The sequence below is a fragment of the Hyella patelloides LEGE 07179 genome, assembly GCF_900659865.1.
Taxonomy (GTDB): Bacteria; Cyanobacteriota; Cyanobacteriia; order Cyanobacteriales; family Xenococcaceae; genus Hyella; species Hyella patelloides.
The window spans coordinates 1-2889 of record NZ_LR214222.1; the positions used below are offsets into that span (position 1 = coordinate 1).

General features: G+C 39.7%; 3 protein-coding genes. All 3 read right to left on the reverse strand.

Translation table 11 applies throughout. The annotated features are described in order from the left end of the window. Positions 1 to 285: 285 nt before the first annotated feature. The 3 genes from H1P_RS39140 to H1P_RS32445 all read right to left on the reverse strand — a co-directional run bounded on the left by H1P_RS39140 (position 286) and on the right by H1P_RS32445 (position 2833). Positions 286 to 417, reverse strand: coding sequence for a hypothetical protein (locus H1P_RS39140; RefSeq protein ID WP_281291277.1), 132 nt, complete (start codon positions 415 to 417; stop codon positions 286 to 288). 93 nt (positions 418 to 510) lie between these two features. Then, positions 511 to 1413, reverse strand: a complete 903-nt coding sequence (locus tag H1P_RS32440) for an alpha/beta fold hydrolase (RefSeq protein ID WP_144875474.1) — start codon at positions 1411 to 1413, stop codon at positions 511 to 513. A 103-nt stretch (positions 1414 to 1516) separates the two neighbouring features. Then, positions 1517 to 2833: an RNA-guided endonuclease InsQ/TnpB family protein gene (locus H1P_RS32445; protein WP_246142051.1), complete on the reverse strand. Its 1317-nt coding sequence runs from the start codon at positions 2831 to 2833 to the stop codon at positions 1517 to 1519. Positions 2834 to 2889: the final 56 nt, after the last annotated feature.

Below are 2889 nucleotides of genomic sequence, written 5' to 3' on the forward strand. Positions count from 1 at the left end.
TCAAAATCTGACCAAGGAATTAACTCTGCCATAATTACCCATCGGTTTTCTGATGACAACTTACTTTCAAAGGGTAATTCAAAATTTTCTGGGGTAAGCTCCGACTGGCTAGTTTTACGGTACATTTGTTCTTGCTGAGATAAGTGCAAGGGTCTTTTACCAATTTTAGGGGTTTTTCGCCATTTTTACTTAACTTTTTGCTGCGCCCAAAATCCTTGTAACCTTTATTTGCTCAAGGTTGTCAAGTTATTCAGCAAACCCTAACTAATGAAACTTTTGACTTCTCTAGGCTTCAGTGTTGAGTGTTGAACCAAACTTATAGTGACAGCGATCGCGTTCTCTTGTACGTACTATAGTCAGTTCAACAAAAATTTGGAGAGAAAAGAAAGGCTGAAATGTAAACTCGTATGGAAGCATAATCTAAGTGTATTTCAGCTATTCTTATGATGACATCAAGATTAGATATCACACAAAGTCTTGGTTCGCGTTCCCATAGGGAGGGAGGAGCTTTTAATTAACTAGCTCTTCTATCCATTGTTGCAAAATAGGATTTACTATCTCTGGTGCTTCGTCTTGAGGACAATGTCCTAAACCCTCTAAGGGAATAAAATCATTTACAGTGGATATTTGTGCTAATTCTCTACCCATAGCTACAGGCTCCCAGGGGTCTTCTGTACCCCATAATAAGATAGTGGGACACTGCAATAAGGGTAACAAATCTTCTGGTAAAGGACCTTGAGAATAGCGAGTAAAAGCACAGAAAACATCGGCTGCACCTTCCTCTTTAGCAGGTGTCATCAAAATATCAATCAACTCATCGCTAACAGCTTCAGGACGACGATAAGCTTGTAATAAGATGTTTTTGACTACTTTGGGTTTAGCTATCTGGCTAAAAAATAAATTACCAATAGCTTTATTTGCTAGTAACTGTTGCACAAAGTCAGCACCCACACTACGATACCAAGGTAACTCAGCCCGTTTGCGATCATGTAGCAACCTTAGAGAACAGTTAATTGCAGCAATACCTTTTACCATTTCAGGATAGTCTACTGCGGTTTGCATCACCACCACACAACCTATCGAGTTACCCACTAAAAAAGCTGACTCTCCTACAACTTCGCGACAAAAATCGGCGACTAACTTACTCCAAGTTTCAAAAGTATAGTTAATCTCTTCTCCTGGTGTGGGTTTTGCAGAAGCACCAAAGCCAATTAAATCTATTGCGTAGCAACGACAAGATTCTCCCAACACGGGTAAATTTTTGCGCCAATGTCCCCAAGATGCACCAAAACCATGTACCAATACCACCGCAGCACCACTATCACCACAGCTTTGATAAGCAATAGGGAAACCTTGCCAATGCCAAGTTTTTGGAGTTGAATTGAAAGCGATGGAAGTATTAGAAGCAGTCATCAGATCGTTAGTTTGCCTTTCTTATGATCAATAACACAATCCGCTCACTTTAGGAATTTGATTTTTTGACACTCCAACGGCTGAAGCACGTTGGAATCTTGGTTCAATGATTTAACTTACTCTGACAGGTATTGCTACCAATCAGAATAGAGGTCGAATCTCCCCAAGCGTTTAGGTCTAACATTTCATTAGACCAGCTTCCTCCATGCCCTGAAGTAGCTTTCTTTAAAATATTCAATGAAGCTGCATAATCGCGATCTAGAACTGGAATCCCACAATCACAAACATGAGTGCGAGTAGAAAGAGATTTTTTCACTCGTTTACCACAACTAGGACAATCGGATGTAGTGTAGTGGGGCGGGACGGCGATTGTTCGCCTTCCATACTTTAACCCAAAATACTCAATCCATTTCCTTAGTTGCGACCAAGCAGCGTCATTGATACTTTTTGCTAGTTTCTGATTACGTACAAGATTTTTAACCTTTAAATCTTCATAGGCTACTAAGTCGTTTGACTGTATTAAACGGAGTGCTTTCTCTTTAGCAAACTCTTCTCGCTGTCTACTTACTTTTAAATGTCTCTTGGCGTATCTTTTTCTAGCTTTGATGTAGTTATTGGACTGCTTCTGTCCCTTCTTGCTCCGTCCACATGGTGAGGAAACCTCGCCCTGGGCGGTGCGCTTTTTAAACTTTCTACTTTTTCTTCTATTGAGTTTATTTAAACGCTTTTCCGATTTGCGATAGTATTTAGAACATTCAACTGTTTGACCATTACTATCACAATAGAAATATTTCAAGCCTACATCTATAGCTACACATTTTTTAGTAGGCTCTAGCTGTGGCGTTATATCTCTCGAATCGAGTTTAAGTATCAACTGAACAAAATATCCATCCGCCCTCCTAACGATTCTTACTCGTTGAATTTGCCATTCTTGGAAATAGTACAAATCTCTACTGCCAATAAGTTTTAATTCACCAATATTTTTGCCATCGGTGAAAGTAATTCTTTTGGTATCGCGATTTAGTTTCCAGCCTGATTTCTTGAATTCAACTGAACGAGTGCGTTTGGAGTATTTAGGGTATCCTTTTTTCCCTGGTATCTGTTTCTTGCAGTTGGTATAGAACGCCAAAATAGCAGTCCAAGTTCGTTCGCAAGCTTGCTGACAAGCAGTAGAGTTAAGGTCTTTGACAAAAGAGAATTCTGTTCTTAAAGCAGTTACGTGTTTGTAGATATCTTTTTGTCCCGCCCCTCTATTATCTTCCCAGTATCGAAGACATTTATTCCGTACAAATTGGACTGTACGAATAGCTTCGTCTACTGCTCGAAACTGAGATTCTTTTCCTCTAAGCTGGTAGAGTCGAGGGAGAGTATTATCTCTCGCCCCTCTCTGTGAAATCTGGACGTGAAAATTTCTTTTCATCCAGCTTCCGAAAATCTTACATCTTTTCGATTTTTGCTCATGTGGATATAATGGTG

What these genes read in the sequence shown, in the direction of transcription:
- H1P_RS39140 (WP_281291277.1), bottom strand. Translation starts at nt 417, where the DNA reads ATGCTTCCATACGAGTTTACATTTCAGCCTTTCTTTTCTCTCCAAATT.
- H1P_RS32440 (WP_144875474.1), bottom strand. Translation starts at nt 1,413, where the DNA reads ATGACTGCTTCTAATACTTCCATCGCTTTCAATTCAACTCCAAAAACT.
- H1P_RS32445 (WP_246142051.1), bottom strand. Translation starts at nt 2,833, where the DNA reads ATGAAAAGAAATTTTCACGTCCAGATTTCACAGAGAGGGGCGAGAGAT.